The following is a 17,095-nucleotide window of genomic DNA, read 5'->3' on the forward strand; positions in this document are numbered from 1 at the left end:
CTATTTCTCCATCACGTTTAATGGATTTGAAACCTCTCCGTACCTTTCGATAAAGCGGCGCAAAAATAGGGCCAACTTGTCTAAGGCCCTGTCCGTTTTACCACGGATACGCAACAAGTGTATCAAATCCGGAGGGTTCTTCATAAGATAAAAGATTACGCTTAGAGGTTTAATATCCCCTTCTCCGTCTACCAGGTTGTGGCCCTTTAATTCATCATCCTGCTCATCGGATACCACCTTCAAGGCCAGGAAAGGAGTCCCGGCGGCCATAGCCGCCTCGGCAACACCCGTTCCCTCCATGTCAACGGCCACGGCAGAGGTGGCATCACCGATACGTTTCTTTGACGCGGGCTGGGCGACCGTATCTACTGTAAGGAGGTCCCCGCAGCGAAACTCAAGACCACTCTCATCTGCCAGCTTGCGGGACAGGTCGACCAGACCTCGGTGACACGGATAACCGGCCGCCGTACCACCGGATCCCCCCACAACAGGGTAATCAAGCACTTTGCCGGCTATAATCAACTCCCCCGTGCGTACCCTGTCCCTGACACCACCGGCAAGCCCCGCACATATGACGGCATCCACGTTAAACGTCTTCAGCAGACTCTCTGCAGCCCTTCTCGACCTTTCCCTGCCGATGCCGCTCTTGACAAGCACGACAGGCTGCCCGTCTACACGCGCATAATAAAACGTAAATCTGCCTGCCGGAAGCCCGCTGGATGGCCCCAATTTTGCCCTGAACGATTCCATCTCCCGCGGTAATGCGAATATTAACCCAATCATAGGGAGACTTTTCTCAATTTTATGCCTTCTGGACCCATATGACTAAGTAAATCAAGCAGATTCCAGCGGTTTTTGCAATATTATTTTCTCTTAAATATTTTCTTGTCTCAGGTTACATTATATGGTAAACGGGTTTTGCGTGTGCTCGCCCGTTGCGCAAGATTAAGACTGGAAAGAATAAAAAATTTATACTAGAAATATGTCGGTTTGACGTTATAATCTATGCGCTTCCTGTGGGGGTTACCGTAGTAGTCTATAACCTGTTATGCCGAGGGGTGGTAAGATGAGAAGATACCTGCACGTTTTTGCGTCGCTTGCGTTGTTTTGTTCCCTGCTTAGCTGTGCCGCCATTCCGCTGGATGAACCAATCACGTTGGGCCCGAACGCCATAAAGGTCCCGTCAACCCAGACCTGGACAAAAACAGATGTAGCCGTAATTGAGGGCCAGTATATGCACATAGAGGCCCAGGGTAAGATAGAGATATCTAAATGGACCTACCTCGGCCGGGACTACGAATATATAGTAAAACCAAACGGTACATACGATTTTTCCGAAAAGGTAAAGCACAACCAGTTCCCGCTGGCTGCGGCCGTATCCGGGCCTGCGCCCTGTTACGCCCTGATAGGTAAGGTTGGGGAAAACGGTGACATATTTCTTATAGGCCGTGACGCCGTTATCGAGGCCGACGGCACTGGAGACGTCTATCTGGGCGTAAACGATTTTGACGTAGAAGACAACAGGGGCGATTTCTACGCAAAGATTGACATATATAATGAACTACCCCGGCAATTTGTCGTAAAGGACACCAGAAAGATTGAAGAAGGGGGAAAAGGCGCGCAGGGCAAACCCGTAGAGGACCCGAACGTATTGATCGTCTACATTGATGGTTTAAACTACGAGGTCTTCATGGAAATGGCTTACAAGGGTTACATGCCCAATCTAAAGAAGCACTTCATTGACGGGGGCATAGGCTTCCCTTATTCTTTTACGGTTTTTCCCAGCACAACGTGGACGAGTACGGCCTGTTTCCTCTCCAGCAACTTTAGCGATCTCACCGGCATTAAGTCGGACGCCTATCTCGACAAACGTGTCAACCAGATAAGGCATTTCTTTACTCCATACGGCCCGGTGACCGCTGCGAGGAGGATGAAGCCCGGAACCGTGGGCGACATAGTTGACGAAAGCCCGAGGAGAGAGGTACTGCCGACAATCTTCGATAGAATGCAGGATGCCAAGGTGCCGATGCATTCAACCGTGCTGCCGGTACTGTTCGCACAACAACCGTTCTTCTATGACCAATCACTCTCGGAAACCCTCCGCATCGCGGGCAGTCATCAGATAAAGCCCAAATTCGACGCGGTTAATACCCAGTTTGCCATAGATTACGTCATAAAGCAGAAATTCAAGATAATGTACGTCTGGCTCCCGGGCGCGGACGAGCGTTCTCACGAATCGCCCAGAGGCGAGTGGGGCGAGGCGAGAAAGCAACTCTACCTGATAGACAAACAATTCGGCAAGATGATTGACAAGTTGAAACTCGAAGGCATGTACGACAAGACCTACATGTTCCTCTACTCCGACCACGGCCACGTGGGCGGCAAGGACTTTATAAACCAGAGCTTCGACGTGACAAACGACTTCTTCTACAAGAGCATTATGGACGTCGACGGAAACGGTGAACTGGACGAAGACAGCGGCATGGGGTTCAATGTGCAGTGGGTTGAGCACGATGAGTCCCTTCACAGAGAGCATATCGACAAGAGCAAAGAGGACTTTATGGCCACCGGCAGCATGGGCTATGGCTGTGCCGTGGTATATCTGCCGTACAAGCACAAGTCTTCAAGGAATTTCGACACAACCAACAGCTACTACGACCTTACCCACTACCAGGTATATCCGACCATGAAGCCTGTAAACATCCTGAACAGGCTCCTGAAGATAGACTTGTCGGAAGAGAACAAGTTCCCGGGGCTGGTCTCTAACAAACCGATTGACCTGATCACTGTGCCGGTAACCAGGGACAATAACACAACCCTGGTCATGGACGGTCATGGGCTTCAGGCCCTCATAGAAATGAGGAAGGCCGGGAACGGCAAACGTGACTTTGAGTATCGCTACAGGGTCGTTACCGATTTTGATCAGGACCCTGACGGCAACAACACCTACAACACGACCGGGTCGGTGGCTAAGACATACACTACCTATGTAGCGACCGTGTCAGAGGCCGGGACGCCCCCCGCTGATGAAACGACCGGGGCAGAGGTTGCGACACCCCCCGCCGAAGAAACGACCGTGTCAGAGGCCGGGACACCCCCCGCCGAAGAAACGACCGGGGCAGAGGTTGCGACACCCCCCGCCTATGGAACGACCGTGACAGAGACCGTGACAGAGACCGTGACAGAGACCGTGACACGCTCCACCGGTGCAATGGTCGAAGGCCCCATGCGCTACACAAGTTCAGACTCATTTATGCAGCACATAAATAAGGATTTAAGCTGGTTCAACGAGTTCCATTCGGGCCGGGAGTGGCTGGAAGCCACAAAGGACACCGAATATCCTGACGCCGTAGTGTACTTTGCGCACCATACAAAATGGGATGAGTCTATTGATAACATCCAGGCCAGGTTTGCGCCGGACTTTACAGTGACACCCAAAAGGGGCTGGAGCTTCCAGACGGACGAAAGGCTTGCGACAGACCACGGTTACCCGTTTTTCGAGAGTGTGAGGGTTCCGCTTTTCGTCGCCGGGCCAAACATCAAAAAAGGCGTCGTTAACAACACGCCGCACCTGAATCTGGATGTGGTGCCGACCGTGCTGGATATCGCAGGAGTGGAATATGAGAAGGACGAGCTGGACGGGAAGACCATCCTGGATATCTATGAGGAGGAGGTTCAGGAGGGTCCCGTATTCGTGCGTGACGATAGAGTAGGGTTCTACACGGACAACGGTATTCCCTTTTATTATCCACCGAAAGTTGCCAAGACAGGTTATAACATGCACAGCCTGAGAAACCCGTACGACCTCCACTATCTTGCGGCAAACACGGTCCTTGCCTGGAATACACCGGGTGTCAAGGTGGTGGATACCATTGCCGATGTCATTATTCCCGGCGACAAGGTAAGACCGCTTGATACCGCCACAACCGCGCTCGGGGACGGCTTCAGGAGGGATGAACCTAACAGTCTTTTCGTAAAGCGGACTTCCCAGTTCGTTGAGGCCCTGAGGATAAAACAGTTCAGCATTTCTGACGGCGTCAGCATGATACTCTTCCAGTTTTACTTAACACAGAACAACTACCACAGGGCAATGCTCCTTATAGACTGGATACAGGACGTCGGTGGAGATATAAACAGGGGGCTCGGTTGGCCGGTCCATAAGGGCAGAAAGGGCTTACTCCCCGGGCAGGTACTTAACGCTCCGATTGACGGCATGCAATTCGTACTGGACAATACCGTGAGGAGAGTAGTCGAGGCAGGCACCAGGTTGGGCTACCGGGTCATCTTCGGCGTCGAACACACCATTGGCGCCGCCCATAACTCCACGGTAAAGAAGACCTGGAAAACGCCCGAGGTAGTGGGCCGGTCGGACGACAGCCCGTTTAAGTTGCTTGATGTTGCGGAATAGAGGATGCGTGTACCTGTAAAACTTGGCACATCTCTTACGGGCTACCTTCTGAAGAACAGACTGGCGTCCAGGGAGAAGTTCCCCCTGGTGCTCATGCTTGAGCCAACCCACCTGTGCAACCTGTCGTGCAAGGGCTGCGGAAGGATCATAGAATACAGTGACAACAGCGACCTTCTTTCGGTAGAGGAGTGCCTCGGTGCGGCAGAGGAGTGCGGGGCGCCTGTAGTTACGGTCACCGGCGGCGAACCGCTCCTTCACCCGCAGGTAGACGAGATAGTTAAAGGCCTGGTGGACATGGGCCGGTACATCTACCTCTGCACGAACGGCTTACTGCTTACCGGCATCCTGGACAAATTCGAACCAAGCTCACATTTTAATATCAACGTCCACATAGACGGGCTTGAAGAGACCCATAATGCGATAACCTTGCACGAGGATTCATTCAAAGAGGCCGTAGAGGCCATAAAAGAGGCAAAGAAACTCGGCTTCAGGGTCTGCACCAACACCACCCTCTACCTGGATACCAAGCCCGAAGAGATAGAGGAGCTGTTTGCATATCTGGAAGGGATAGGGATAGACGGGATGCTGGTCTCCCCCGGGTTTGGCTTTGTACACAGTAGTGACGACATATTCCTGACCCGGGAACAGATTCAAAAGCGGTTCGGTTTCATATACGAGCTGTCAAAGCGGTACAGACTCCTCAACACCCCTCTGTACCTGAAATTCCTGACCGGCCAGAAGAAACTTAAGTGCACCCCGTGGGGCAACCCCACCCGCAACACGCTCGGCTGGAAGAGCCCCTGCTACCTGATTACCGACAAACACTACCCCACGTATAAGGAATTGATGGACAATACCGACTGGGAATACTATCGCTCCGGCAAGGACCCCAGGTGCAAGAACTGCATGATGCACTGCGGCTTTGAGGCAAGCGTGATACTGGAAGGTATTAACGGCATTTCCGACATGATGGAGATGGCCAGGTGGAGCTTTACATAGCTTACAGTTTCCCTGTCTAAGGGAACACGCTTTAACCTACCTCTGTCTTTTCTCTCAGATTCCTATAGCGGCCCAGGGCCATCAGCGGGAAATAATTGCGGTACATGTGATACTCCAGATAGAAGAACTTTGGGAAACCGACTGCGTTCCACTCGTCCTCGTCCCAGGAACCGTCGTCTTTCTGGGTGCTAATCAGATACTCGACGCCCTTCTCCACTTCGGGGGATTCCACCTCGCCGGCTGCAAGGAGTCCCATCAGGGCCCAGGCGGTCTGCGACGGCGTTGCAGGCCCTTTTCCCTTAAACGCGGGGTTATGGTAACTTGTGCATCTCTCGCCCCAGCCGCCATTGGATAGCTGCACGCTCTTCAGCCATGCCACCCCCCTCTTTACGTAGTCCTTGTCCATATCCTCACCTACGGAGACAAGCCCCGTCAACACCGACCACGTGCCGTATATATAATTGTTGCCCCAGCGGCCGAACCAGGAGCCATCTTTTTCCTGCTCCTTCTTGAGAAACTCTACCGCCCTGGTCACCGCCCTGTGGCCCATGTCAAACCCGACCCTGCCGAACCAGTCAAGACACCTCCCGGTGACGTCACTTGTGGAGGGGTCCAGTATCGCACCGAAGTCTGCGAATGGAACATGATTTAGGAACTGTTTGTCGTTATCCTTATCAAAAGCCCCCCATCCGCCGTCGTTGCACTGCATCCCCAGGAGCCACTTTGTGCCCCTCAGGAGCGCCCCTTCCTTCTTCGCCCCCGCCTCCAGCAGTGCGATGCGCTGAAGGCCCATCAGCACCACGGCAGAGTCGTCCGTATCGGGAAACCACTCGCAGGCATACTCGAAATACCAGCCGCTAGGTTCCACTTTAGGATTCTTTATACACCAGTCACCGTGGTTCCGCACCTCTTTAGTGAGGAGCCACTTACCCGCTTTAAGCAGCGCCGGATGATTCCTCAACAGGCCTGAATCATGGAGCGCTATAACCGCCCAGCCGGTATCCCACACCGGCGAGGTGCACGGCTGCATGCGGAGGCTGTCTTCCTCCTCTATCTTAAGCTGTTCCACCTCCCGGAGCTGCCTCTTTATCTCAGGATGGTCATTGGGATAACCCAGGGCCTTCAGAGCGAATATGGTGTTCATAATCCCCGGCCAGATGGCGCCTAGCCCGGCGGATTTCTCCTGCCTCGACAGTATCCAGTTTGCCGCCCTTTTCACGGCAATTTCCCTCAGGAAGTGGATGGGCCGCTTCTGGTAGCGTTTAGCCAGACTGTCCAGGGTTATAAAGAAGTTGTACCACGTGAGGGCGGGCCGTTCTCTTTCTATCTCATCCTTGGAGGTTTCTTTGGGTTCGGTGTAGAGTTCGTCTATGTTTACACCAACGTCCACAGAATAATCCCGCGCCTGCACAATCGTCAGGGGGACCACGATGCATCTGGACCAGTAGGACATCTCGTATATATTAAACGGCAGGATGGAGGGAAGGAGCATCACCTCGACCGGCGCGGCAGGGGCCCACCTGGGATCAAGCTGTTTGAAGATAGTGAGGTATATCCTCATGAAGGCGTTGCACTTCATAACCCCGCCGAGCCCCAGGATACATTCCCTGGCCTTCCGCATCGAGGGCGCATCCGCGGAGTGGCCGGCAAGTTTGAGCGCGAAGTACGCCTTTACGGACACGCTTATCTCGCTGGGCCCGTTGGCGTACATGTTCCACCCGCCGTTGGGGAGCTGTTTGCCGAGTATATAATTGACCGCCTTCTTCTGCTGGGTTTTATCCACTTCTCCGCCTGACGCGGCCAGGAGGTGCATGAGCAGGATGTAATCAGACGTTAGTGACGAATCCGCCTCCAGTTCACCAACCCAGTGTCCGTCGTCCTTCTGAATGCCCAGAAAATAATCCTGTGTCTTTTGGATGGCGTCTTTAAGCCCTGACGGGGGTATCTCAGACGGAAAATCCCCGGGCACGTTATAGGCGAACCTGTCCATAACGGTCAGCGGGATTCGGCCGTTTGTCCTTATGCCCTTGAAACGCATGTTAATCCTGTCAAGGAGTCTGGGAACGAGTTTATCCATGGTGAAGTAGTATCTACCCCGGGGGTTTTTGTAACCTTTTAGCGTTCATACGCACTGACGGCATCCAAAGTCATCCAGATTTTCATGGCGATAATTACAATGAATAAAATAATGTAACGAATATCAAAGATACTGTCACCGGCCAATAACCACATTGCCAGAGAACTACCAAGGGCAATAACGAGGGCGGTGATTGCACCTATCCTGTAATACGGACTAGCCCATAGAAATATTAGATTACCGAGCCCGGGAAAAAGCGTGAGCCAGGTAACAAGGAGCATTATTATAAATTTTACAAACCCGACTCTCAACACCTTTTCCATGTAACACCTCCAGCCTGTGTGTGACCCTTATCCATGCGCACCCCTTTAAGCCACGCCGCGAGTGACGCTGTCAATGCTGTCCCGGGGCGGGGTGTGCTTTCTAATCACTAATCAAAGAACGCGCTTATGGCGTCTATCGTCATCCATATCTTCAAGGCGAAAACGATGACAAATGCAATATAAACCGCGACGTCGCCAAGACCTACAAGGCCTATGCCCGCCAGGATTATTATAACCAGAAAACACGTAACGGAAATGCCGAGGGCAGTGATGGCCCCGGACCTGTAATACGGGAAAGGCCACAGAAACAACAGGTTAGCCAGTCCGGGAAAAGTAAGCCAGGTTACAAGAAGCATTATCAGGAATTTCCCGAACCCGACGTTTGTTCTATGCCCCATCTGACGCCTCCAATCTTAAGCGCGAAATACTGCCTGCGCTACCTGTTAAGTTACACCACACGGAGAAAATCCGCTGGAGACTCTAACCACAGCTTGTGTTCTTCTATAGGGGACAAAGGCCGTGATGGCATCCAGTGTCATCCATATCCTCATACCCATAACGACGACAAATGCGATAATATAGCTAATACCGGCCAGTGTTATAAGGCCCATGAACGATAATATCCCCAGCACCAGATATGCGGTGCAGGCGACGGCAAGGGCGGTGGTCGCCCCTACAGGATGCCCTTTGTGGAGGGCACGTCTTTTATCCTCTCATCCAGCCGCACCGCCTTTGCGAGGGCCCTGGCAAGGGCCTTGAATATGGCCTCTGCGATATGGTGATTGTTGGTCCCGTAGGGGACGTTCACGTGGAGGTTGATTGTGGCGTTAGTTGACAGGGCGTGCATGAACTCCTCGACCAGGTTCGCGTCAAATTCGCCTATCTTTTCGCTGGTAAGGGGTGCGTTAAAGACGAGCGCGGGCCTCCCTCCCAGGTCCACGGCCACGTTTGCCAGTGTCTCCTGCATGGGGACGCTTGCGTCGCCGAAACGCACGATACCCTTTTTGTCTCCAAGCGCCTCGTTCAGGGCCTGTCCCAGACATATCCCGACGTCCTCCACCGTGTGGTGGTCGTCTACCTCACGGTCGCCTTTTGCCGACACCTTCAGGTTGAAGAGCCCGTGCCTTGAAAAGAGCTCCAGCATGTGGTCTAGAAAACCTATGCCCGTAGAGCCGTCATACCGGCCCTGACCGTCCAGCTCCAACGCCAGTCTTATATTTGTCTCTTTCGTCTTTCTGTCTATTTGCGCTTTTCTCATCATAATTCCGTTATTTGCTTCTGGCGAACTTAAGCCTTTGCGATATCCATCTAATATCTTAGAGATTCTTCGCTGCCCCTTCGCTACGTTCAGGGCTCTTTGGCTCAGAATGACACAAGCTATTCAGGGAATTTTTACCGGGCACCCCTCTATGTCTCACACAACACCTCGGAAAGGGCGCCGAGCAAGGTATCTATCTCTTGCTTTGTACCAACGGATATCCGCACGCAATCCTCCAGCCCGCGGTAATTTATGTGCCGGATGAGGATTTTTTGGTGTTTTAGCTGTTCGTATATCTCCTTCGCGGCGGAGGCGTCCTTACAGCGGGCGAATACAAAATTCGCCTGAGACGGATAGATAAAGAAACCCATCTCCCTGAGGGATTCGGTCAGGTAACTCCTGATTTCCTTAATCTTGTCCAGGTTTTCTTTAAGGTGTTTCTGGTCGTCCAGGGCGGCGATGGCGGCGGCCATGCTGAGCCTGTCCACGTTGTATGAGTCCTTCACCTTCACAAGACCGCCGATGAGTCCCTCCTGGGCGATACAGAAGCCCAGTCTGAGACCCGCCAGGCTGTAGGATTTTGACAACGTCCTCAGTACTATGACGTTCGGGTTATCCTCCACCAGCGAGAGGCAGTTGGCGTCTGCAAAATCGGCATACGCCTCATCAACCACAAGCACCCCGTCTATCCGCTTGGCCAGCCGGTCCACCTCATCGGGCCAGACCATCGTCCCTGAGGGTGAGTTGGGATTGCAGAGAAAGGTTACCTTTGCGCCCTTTACAACTATGTCCTCAGGCAAAGAGAAACCCTCACCGAAATCAACCTCCACGGCCCCGGCGTCCTGTACGTCGGCCAGGACCTTATACAGCAGATACGTAGGGTAAGGGAATACCACCCTGTCGCCGGGTCCGGCAAACGACCTTATAATAACCCCCAGGAGTTCGTCTGAGCCGTTACCCACCAGGACCCTGTCCGGCCGCGTTCCAAGCACCTCTGCCACCTTCTCCCTGACGCTTGTAGCCATCGGGTCGGGATACAGCCTGAGACTTGAGCTGGCGGCCTCCTTCACGGCAGCGGCAACCTTTGGCGACGGCGGAAAGGGGTTTTCGTTGGTATTTAGTTTTACGTAATCCCCTCCCTGCGGTTGTTCACCCGGTACGTAGCCCTTCATCCTGTCTATGTTATTGCGGAACAGACTCATTTTAACCGCATCCTCACCGATTGCGCGTGTGCCGGAAGACCTTCGGCCTCGGCCATAGTTATAATATCCGGCGCAACCTCCATCAAGGCCTCCTTTGAGCAGGAAATAACGCTGGACCGCCTGATAAAGTCATTTACGCCCAGACCTGAGAAAAACCGGGCAGTACCGCCCGTGGGCAGCACGTGAGAGGGTCCTGCTATATAATCGCCTACTGCCACCGGGGAAAAACTTCCCATGAATATCGTCCCCGCGTGCCTGAGACCGGGCAAAATGGCCTCAGGGTCTTTCAGGTGGAGTCCGACATGTTCCGGCGCGATCGAGTTCGCAATCTCCACGGCCTCTTCCATGTCACGGGTTACCACCAGAATGCCCAAACCCTTAAGCGACTCCTCGGCAAGCTCCCTGCTCGGCAATCCCTCTAGCTGTTTGTTTATCTCTGCCTCGACGCCCTCGGCCAACTGTCTTGACGGTGTTACCAGCATGGCCGCGCCCGGGTGCTCGGCCTGGGACAAAAGGTCCGACGCGATAAGCGCGGCATCCGCCTTTTCGTCGGCCAGAATCACCACCTCACTCGGTCCCGCCAGCATGTCAAGGTCTACGTAGCCGTACACCTCCTTCTTGGCCATCGTAACGAACACGTTTCCCGGCCCGACTATTTTGTCTACCTTTGGCACCGTGTCGGTCCCGAAGGCCAGTGCTGCGATGGCCTGTACGCCGCCGATCTTGTATGTGTCCGTAACCCCGGCCTCCTTTGCCGCCACAAGCCTCTCCGGCGATATCCTGCCGTCCTTCCCGGCCGGTGTACACATAATCACCATGTCCACACCGGCGGTCCGTGCCGGTACGGCACACATGAGCACGCTGGAGGGATACGACGCCCTGCCGCCGGGGGCGTATACACCCACCTTCTCTATCGGCCTGTAGATAAGTTCCAGCGATATCCCATCGTTGGAGAATTTACCAGGTGAATCCGTTTTTATATGCTCTTGAAATGCGACAATGCTGTCCCTTGCCTTTTTTATTGCCTTTAAGAAGGACCCATCAACCCTGTTATAGGCCTCTTCTATCTCCTCCTCCGATACTTTCAACTCATCCCCGGTAATGGAGACGCCGTCGAAGGCGGAGTTGTAAAATAGCACGGCATCATCGCCCTTCTCCTTCACGTCGGCGAGAATGCGCCTGACGGAATCTATGGGCGACAATCTCTCGCCGAACACCTTTGCGGTCAACCCGGCGTCGATATTCTGGGCGAACGAGCCTTCAAAGGTGTCGAGGCGCTTTTTGATGCCGTTTACCAATTTTGTGCGGTCACATTCCGATGTGCTTACAATCTTCATCACTAATCCTTACCGGGACTGTCCGCCTTTCCAATAGAGCGTACCCCGTCGCCAATAGATATGGTCCCGCCGAGCGCCATCCCCGATACCTGAGAGGGATTGACGTTGAGCCGGTGTTCGCCCCCGGACCTGTAACCCAGCGATTCGGCCATCATGGCCCCGCTAAGGGTTTGTGTCTGGGTCTTTGCCTCACCTTCCGCCCCACCCTTTGCCAGAGGTTGTATCGCGCAGATACTGAGTCCGTCCTGGACGTGGACTGCGGAGACGTAACCCTTGACCGTCTCAAGTTTCCCCAGTACTTTGCCGGTGTCGGGGTCCTTCACCTCGTTCTCACTCGTGGCAAATATGACGAATGGCATGCCCTCACACACGCCGTCCCCGCGGCCGACGTTTATTACCACGTTGTATTCATCGAGAATCCGGGCTATTTTTCCCTCTATCGGGACCAAGTTTTTGCCTCCTAATTTACTAGTTTTTCAAGACTTAAGCGATTTTGATTATATTTTTTGCAATTTGTGTTGTCAAGGAAAATGGGGGTTGCTTTGACTTTGAGATGGGGAAGAATATAATACCAACCGTAGGGGGGCAGACGCCCTCCAAACGGACAGGCAGGGCTAAAGCCCTGTCCCTGCGAAAGACAAAACATGCCGGTTATAATCGGGATTGATGAGGCAGGCTACGGGCCTACACTGGGACCGCTGGTCATCACGGCCACGGCCTTTGATGTACCTGTACGTCCGCAACCGGGCGAGATTCCGGGAAGGCGCAACAACCCGGACGGGCCGAACCTCTGGCACATACTGAAAGAAGGGGTAGCGGGCTATCCTAATGACGGAGGGCGAAGTGACCGCCGGATAGTAATCGGCGACAGCAAGAAACTGTATTCTACCAGGAAGGGGCTTTCCAAACTTGAAGAAGCGGTCCTCACATTCCAGATGTTACTGGGCAAAACGGCTTGTGACCTGAAGGGCCTGCTCACCTCGCTCGGCTGCTACGACGAACAGCTCCTGAGGGTTTATCCCTGGTACAATAATAAAGAACTTGGCCCTCTGCCCATTGAGTTAAATATGGCGGACATTAGCCATAAGCATAACAAGCTCAAGGACGTACTCTCCGCCAACGGGGTGAAATACGTTGCCGCGAGGAGCGCGGTTATTTCTCCATATGAGTTTAATAAGGAGATATTGGGACTTGGCAATAAGTCCTTGTTACTCTTCAAGAACTGTGTTAATTTATTGATTGGTCTGTGGCAAGAACATCCGGAGATTGAGGTCGTCTGTGACAAGCATGGCGGGAGGGACAGGTACGGCCCGATGCTCGCCAGGGCGTTCAAGGATTCAAGGGTTAAGAAGCTGTCAGAGGAAGGCAAGTCCTCTTCGCGTTACGAGGTAAGAGATAGGACCGGACAGAGGCGGATGAGGATATCGTTCCTGAAGGACGCTGAGGACGCGCACCTGAGCGTGGCCCTGGCGTCGATGCACAGCAAGTACGTCAGGGAGCTGTTTCTCAGGCTTTTCAACGGTTTCTGGCAGGAACGCCTTCCCGGACTCAGGCCCACGGCCGGCTACCCCGAGGATGCACGGCGATTTCTAAGGGACATAAACGACCTGAAAACCCGCCTCGGAATAAGAGACGAGATATTGATAAGGGATAGATAGTGTTAGGGGCACCACCCTCCAAACTAACTGGCGGACCGTGCCTGAGGTAACCGCCTGAGGCGGCCTTGGCAGGATCACCTTAGGCGAACTTTCAGCCTGAGGCGGACAACGTGCCCCTACGGTCAGGTATTAGGGAAAGGGATATGAAGATGCCGGTAAACGTGGCAGTAGTCGGCGCCACCGGTGCGGTTGGCACCGAGATGCTGAGGATACTGGAAGAGAGAAATTTTCCGTTAAAGGAATTGAGGCTGCTTGCCTCCGGCCGTTCCGCGGGGAACAAGCTGGAGTTTAAGGGAAAAGAGCTGACCGTAGAGGAGCTCCGGGCGGATTCCTTTAAGGGAATAGACATAGCGCTCTTCAGCGCCGGCGGCGATATAAGCAGGGAGTTCGTGCCTCACTGTGTGAAGGCGGGCGCAGTAGCAGTCGATAACACCAGTGCCTTCCGGATGGACGAGGGTGTGCCGCTTGTCGTGCCCGAAGTAAACCCGGAAGAAATCGCCGGGCATAAGGGCATTATAGCGAACCCCAACTGCTCGACCATCCAGATGGTGGTGGTCCTGAAACCCATCCACGACGACGCCGTGATAAAGAGGGTGGTGGTATCCACCTATCAGGCAGTCTCGGGTGCCGGGCGGCTGGCCGTTGAGGAATTAGAGAAGGAGACGGAATCACTCCTGCTGGATCAAAGGGATTACAAGAGGACCGTCTTCCCCCATCAGATTGCCTTTAACGCCCTGCCGCAGATACCCCAGTCAAAGGCGTTTCTGCCGGACGGCTATGCCACTGAAGAGATAAAGATGATAGAGGAGACCAGGAAGATAATGAAGGAACCTTCCCTGCGGATAACCGCGACCACGGTCAGAATACCGGTTTTCAGGGGCCACAGTGAGTCTGTGAACATAGAGACGGAGAAGAAGCTTACCCGGTTGAAGACCAAAGAGCTGCTTTCAAGGGCTCCGGGTGTGACGGTAATGGACGACCCCGAACGTCAGGTCTACCCCCTCGCCACACAGGCCGCGGGCAGGGACGAGATCTTTGTGGGAAGGATACGCGAGGACTCATCGGTTGAAAACGGCCTCAACCTGTGGATAGTGAGCGATAACCTCAGGAAGGGTGCGGCCCTGAACGCCATCCAGATAGCAGAAAAACTCGTCGAGCACACAAAGGTGTATGCGTAACATCAAACTCGTTATTGAGTATGAGGGGACAAACTACGCGGGATGGCAGGAACAGAGGGTTAAAAAAGGAGACCCGGTTCCTACCATCCAGGCCTGCGTGAAAGATGCCGTCGAGAAGGTTGTGGGTGAGGCGGTGACACTTTACGGTGCATCGAGGACGGACTCCGGCGTCCACGCCCTGGGACAGGCGGCAAATTTTAAGACATTCTCAAAGCTGCCCGCCGGGGAGTTTGTGCCTGCGATAAACTACTACCTCCCGCCCGATATAGTGGTCAGGTCGGCAAAAGAAGTACCCGAGGACTTCCACGCGCAGTACTCCGCCAGGTCCAAGGTCTACTCCTACACGGTGCTTAATGACCGCGTGCCCTGTGCGCTGAACAGGAATCTCTCGTACCGCTATCCCTGGCCGCTTGATATTGAAAGGATGAAGGAGGCCTCAAGATGCCTGACAGGAAGTCACGACTTCACGGCCTTCAGCGTCGAGTCCTCCGATAAAAAAAACGGCGTACGCACCATAAGCTCTTTTGACATCACGCGGCAAGACCGGTATACAACTATCGTGGTCGAGGCAGACGGGTTTTTGCACAAGATGATCAGGGGGATAGTCGGTACGCTGCTTCTCGCGGGCCGCGGCAAGCTGGGTGCGGAAGAGTTCAGGCATATACTTGATTCACGAGACAGGCAACTCGCGGGACCGACAGCCCCGGCGAAGGGGTTAACACTGTTGAAGGTCAATTACGACGAAGAAGGCGCATGATGAAGATTTTTGCCACAATAGTAATCCTCCTGACGGTAATTGCCGGCTGTGCCGGCCAGAATACAAAAATATCCGACCTGTTTCACTACAGATTTTACCTTATAGACCCGCCCACGGGCAATCTGAACTACGAGGATAAAGACTTGCAGTTCAGCTTCACACTCGAGCGTGATTATATAACAATAGCGCTTGTAAACAAAAGCAACGGTAACGTAACTATCGACTGGGAGAAGGCGCTTTATGAGGACCCGGACGGCCGGTCGCACCGTCTGGTCAAAAAGGGCGCTAATTACGAGGATAAAGGTGAGGATAAAGGCAACCCCCAGACGCCTGTCCTGCTGCCGCGGGGGTACAAGCTGGTTGAGTCGCTAATACCCGTGGACAATATAGACCACAGGTTCCTCCTCGGCTTGAAGGTGAGGCCCATGTTCCCCGAGCTGAAGAGCGCCCGCACGGTAGAGGAGTGGGACGGGGCCACGTTCGAGGTGATACTGCCGGTCGAGATAAACGGAGAGCCCAGGCGGTACAGGTTTGTGTTCAGGGTCAAGACCAAGACACGCTGAGAAATTGTGGCCATATCGTGTTCAGCGGTCACGTGCAGTCATAGAGGTTACGGGTCTCCGGGCTTGAAAAGCCGGCACAGGACGTGGTAATATGTCGCAGACGGTAGAGGGGCGCTTGGCTCAGTGGCTAGAGCACTTGCTTCACACGCAAGGGGTCGGCGGTTCGAGTCCGCCAGCGCCCACCATACCCGGCAAGGATTTACGGCAACCCATTCCCCTTCGCCTACCGCAAATTGTGCCGTGTAGGTGGTACTCCACAGTCTGTCCAATCACCTTTAGTTGCTTGGCAATACCGCCAATTGACTCACTCTGAGTCAACAGGGTCTTTATTTTATCTCGAATGTTCGTGGCTTAATCATCTCTATATACTCCACATAGCTGTCTGTCTTTTTTATTGACAAACGGTGATACCCATAATATAGTTGGTCAACTAATTTCTTAGGGGGGTAGTGGCAGGCAATCCCACCTAGCATTTTCAAAATCACTTTCTAGCGAAAGGGGCAAAAAGATGCTATTGATTGTGAAGATTCTCGGTGCATTGGGTGGTTTGCTAGTGCTCATAGCAGGTCTCGTAGGAGCTAAACCCTTCCTGGGGCTCAAACTGAAAAAAGGTGATGATCTCAGCACTGCCAATATTACTGCTGTACTCGGAGTCCTGCGGAGCCATCTCCTCTTGTCCCTGCTTTTATTCGCCGCGGGAGGGGCCTGCGTCTTCGCCGCCTTCCTGGTATTTCTAAGTATGTGATAACTCACTCCACGGAAAAGATTGTATACTACCCCCCCCCTTAGGGGGGTAGACCTTTTGCATGTCACCTCACCTCCTACTGTCAAGTAAACACTCCAAAACACCCTCAAATAGACAGGGGTTATGGAGAGTGCTACCCTCCACAACCCCCAATAGAGTCAACTACTTCACACTAGCCTTGAAAAACCACCACTAACGCCATATAATACGTGTAGGTGAATGTCAACAAGTAGATGGAAGAGGTGAACACGATGGAAGTAGAGAAGAAAGAAGATACGGCGTGTGGTCGCAGTTGTGGCGGGGTTATGAAGTATGGGGGCATTATTTTTGGCGTAGCCATTCTAGCGTATATCGTCTGGCGATTATTTGGTTAGTCATTGTGGCGCATGTGAGTCTTGCAGCCTTGTAGGATTTCAGAAGCACTGCAGCACCCCACCGATTACAAAAAGACCCCCCCCTCAGGGGTGCTACCCTTCTTTGACTGTCAAGTAACTGTCAAGTAAACACACCAGAACACCCTCGAAAACAGGGGGCCATAAAGACGGCAACTTTCCGCAAAGTAGCGTCTAAAGAGGCTGTTCTTTTGCCTG

Annotated in this window: 15 protein-coding genes and 1 tRNA gene; 8 read left to right on the plus strand and 8 right to left on the minus strand. The window is 53.4% G+C overall.

All coding sequences use genetic code 11. The annotated features are described in order from the left end of the window. Window positions 1-783, minus strand: coding sequence for a hypothetical protein (locus NOU37_06580; GenBank protein MCQ4574899.1), 783 nt, complete (start codon window positions 781-783; stop codon window positions 1-3). Between the two features lie 283 nt (window positions 784-1,066). Between NOU37_06580 and NOU37_06585 the strand changes: the two genes are divergently transcribed. Then, window positions 1,067-4,408, plus strand: coding sequence for an alkaline phosphatase family protein (locus NOU37_06585; GenBank protein MCQ4574900.1), 3,342 nt, complete (start codon window positions 1,067-1,069; stop codon window positions 4,406-4,408). Between the two features lie 3 nt (window positions 4,409-4,411). Beyond that, window positions 4,412-5,407 (plus strand): adenosyl-hopene transferase HpnH, encoded by a 996-nt coding sequence (gene hpnH / locus NOU37_06590; GenBank protein MCQ4574901.1) that lies wholly within the window; start codon window positions 4,412-4,414, stop codon window positions 5,405-5,407. Between the two features lie 31 nt (window positions 5,408-5,438). Here the strand turns inward: hpnH and shc are convergent, their stop codons facing one another. The 7 genes from shc to NOU37_06625 all read right to left on the minus strand — a co-directional run bounded on the left by shc (window position 5,439) and on the right by NOU37_06625 (window position 12,053). Further along, window positions 5,439-7,484 carry a squalene--hopene cyclase gene (gene shc, locus NOU37_06595; protein MCQ4574902.1) on the minus strand — a complete coding sequence of 682 codons (2,046 nt, stop codon included), beginning with the start codon at window positions 7,482-7,484 and terminating at the stop codon, window positions 5,439-5,441. 38 nt (window positions 7,485-7,522) lie between these two features. Continuing rightward, complete coding sequence (locus NOU37_06600; protein MCQ4574903.1) at window positions 7,523-7,807, minus strand: hypothetical protein; 285 nt, start codon at window positions 7,805-7,807, stop codon at window positions 7,523-7,525. Window positions 7,808-7,914: 107 nt separating this feature from the next. Then, the gene (locus NOU37_06605; GenBank protein ID MCQ4574904.1) at window positions 7,915-8,205 is read right to left on the minus strand and encodes a hypothetical protein; all 291 of its coding nucleotides are present in this window, start codon (window positions 8,203-8,205) and stop codon (window positions 7,915-7,917) included. Between the two features lie 275 nt (window positions 8,206-8,480). Next, entirely contained in the window at window positions 8,481-9,065 is a 585-nt protein-coding gene (gene hisB, locus NOU37_06610; protein MCQ4574905.1) for an imidazoleglycerol-phosphate dehydratase HisB, read from the minus strand. A gap of 149 nt (window positions 9,066-9,214) precedes the next feature. Further along, complete coding sequence (gene hisC / locus NOU37_06615) at window positions 9,215-10,267, minus strand: histidinol-phosphate transaminase (protein MCQ4574906.1); 1,053 nt, start codon at window positions 10,265-10,267, stop codon at window positions 9,215-9,217. Then, on the minus strand, window positions 10,264-11,604 hold the full coding sequence (hisD, locus tag NOU37_06620; GenBank protein MCQ4574907.1) for a histidinol dehydrogenase: 1,341 nt from the start codon (window positions 11,602-11,604) through the stop codon (window positions 10,264-10,266). The genes hisC and hisD overlap by 4 nt, the downstream gene beginning before the upstream one ends. A 2-nt stretch (window positions 11,605-11,606) precedes the next feature. Beyond that, window positions 11,607-12,053 carry a hypothetical protein gene (locus NOU37_06625; protein MCQ4574908.1) on the minus strand — a complete coding sequence of 149 codons (447 nt, stop codon included), beginning with the start codon at window positions 12,051-12,053 and terminating at the stop codon, window positions 11,607-11,609. Window positions 12,054-12,248: 195 nt separating this feature from the next. On the opposite strand from NOU37_06625, the gene NOU37_06630 reads away from it, so the two are divergent. From NOU37_06630 to NOU37_06655, 6 genes are all read left to right on the plus strand, one after another. After that, entirely contained in the window at window positions 12,249-13,262 is a 1,014-nt protein-coding gene (locus tag NOU37_06630) for a hypothetical protein (protein ID MCQ4574909.1), read from the plus strand. A 143-nt stretch (window positions 13,263-13,405) separates the two neighbouring features. Beyond that, window positions 13,406-14,440, plus strand: coding sequence for an aspartate-semialdehyde dehydrogenase (locus NOU37_06635; protein ID MCQ4574910.1), 1,035 nt, complete (start codon window positions 13,406-13,408; stop codon window positions 14,438-14,440). Beyond that, entirely contained in the window at window positions 14,433-15,197 is a 765-nt protein-coding gene (gene truA / locus NOU37_06640) for a tRNA pseudouridine(38-40) synthase TruA (protein MCQ4574911.1), read from the plus strand. The genes NOU37_06635 and truA overlap by 8 nt, the downstream gene beginning before the upstream one ends. Then, a complete protein-coding gene (locus NOU37_06645; protein ID MCQ4574912.1) occupies window positions 15,194-15,760 on the plus strand; it encodes a hypothetical protein in 567 nt (188 codons plus the stop codon). The genes truA and NOU37_06645 overlap by 4 nt, the downstream gene beginning before the upstream one ends. A 109-nt stretch (window positions 15,761-15,869) precedes the next feature. Further along, window positions 15,870-15,945 (plus strand) — tRNA-Val (locus NOU37_06650). 323 nt (window positions 15,946-16,268) lie between these two features. Further along, complete coding sequence (locus NOU37_06655) at window positions 16,269-16,505, plus strand: hypothetical protein (protein ID MCQ4574913.1); 237 nt, start codon at window positions 16,269-16,271, stop codon at window positions 16,503-16,505. Window positions 16,506-17,095 lie beyond the last annotated feature (590 nt).

Source organism: Candidatus Bathyanammoxibius amoris (assembly GCA_024451685.1).
Taxonomy (GTDB): Bacteria; Planctomycetota; Brocadiia; order Brocadiales; family Bathyanammoxibiaceae; genus Bathyanammoxibius; species Bathyanammoxibius amoris.

Coding starts and splice junctions, on each gene's coding strand:
- NOU37_06580 (MCQ4574899.1), bottom strand. CDS start 783: ATGATTGGGTTAATATTCGCATTACCGCGGGAGATGGAATCGTTCAGG.
- NOU37_06585 (MCQ4574900.1), top strand. CDS start 1,067: ATGAGAAGATACCTGCACGTTTTTGCGTCGCTTGCGTTGTTTTGTTCC.
- hpnH (MCQ4574901.1), top strand. CDS start 4,412: ATGCGTGTACCTGTAAAACTTGGCACATCTCTTACGGGCTACCTTCTG.
- shc (MCQ4574902.1), bottom strand. CDS start 7,484: ATGGATAAACTCGTTCCCAGACTCCTTGACAGGATTAACATGCGTTTC.
- NOU37_06600 (MCQ4574903.1), bottom strand. CDS start 7,807: ATGGAAAAGGTGTTGAGAGTCGGGTTTGTAAAATTTATAATAATGCTC.
- NOU37_06605 (MCQ4574904.1), bottom strand. CDS start 8,205: ATGGGGCATAGAACAAACGTCGGGTTCGGGAAATTCCTGATAATGCTT.
- hisB (MCQ4574905.1), bottom strand. CDS start 9,065: ATGAGAAAAGCGCAAATAGACAGAAAGACGAAAGAGACAAATATAAGA.
- hisC (MCQ4574906.1), bottom strand. CDS start 10,267: ATGAGTCTGTTCCGCAATAACATAGACAGGATGAAGGGCTACGTACCG.
- hisD (MCQ4574907.1), bottom strand. CDS start 11,604: ATGAAGATTGTAAGCACATCGGAATGTGACCGCACAAAATTGGTAAAC.
- NOU37_06630 (MCQ4574909.1), top strand. CDS start 12,249: ATGCCGGTTATAATCGGGATTGATGAGGCAGGCTACGGGCCTACACTG.
- NOU37_06635 (MCQ4574910.1), top strand. CDS start 13,406: ATGAAGATGCCGGTAAACGTGGCAGTAGTCGGCGCCACCGGTGCGGTT.
- truA (MCQ4574911.1), top strand. CDS start 14,433: ATGCGTAACATCAAACTCGTTATTGAGTATGAGGGGACAAACTACGCG.
- NOU37_06645 (MCQ4574912.1), top strand. CDS start 15,194: ATGATGAAGATTTTTGCCACAATAGTAATCCTCCTGACGGTAATTGCC.
- NOU37_06655 (MCQ4574913.1), top strand. CDS start 16,269: ATGCTATTGATTGTGAAGATTCTCGGTGCATTGGGTGGTTTGCTAGTG.